This window comes from Mycobacterium arosiense ATCC BAA-1401 = DSM 45069 (assembly GCF_002086125.1).
Lineage (GTDB): Bacteria > Actinomycetota > Actinomycetes > Mycobacteriales > Mycobacteriaceae > Mycobacterium > Mycobacterium arosiense.
On record NZ_MVHG01000420.1, the window covers coordinates 1 to 233 of the forward strand.

General features: G+C 69.1%; 1 protein-coding gene. It reads right to left on the reverse strand.

Translation table 11 applies throughout. The features are described 5' to 3' along the window. A partial coding sequence (locus BST14_RS32405) for a BMP family ABC transporter substrate-binding protein (protein WP_142279748.1) occupies window positions 1–233 on the reverse strand: 233 nt, incomplete at both ends.

The following is a 233-nucleotide window of genomic DNA, read 5'->3' on the forward strand; positions in this document are numbered from 1 at the left end:
TCCAGGTGCCGTCCATCACCGCCTGGGCCGAGCGGATATAGTGCGGGCCCCAGTCGTTGACGATCGAGGTGAGCACGGTCTTCGGACCGAAGTGCTGCATGTCCGAGGCGTAGCCCACGGCGTACACCCCGCGACGCTCGGCGGCCTGGATCGGCGCCGGGCTATCGGTGTGCTGGAACACCACGTCGACGCCCTGGTCGATCAGCGCGTTGGCCGCGTCGGCCTCCTTGCCC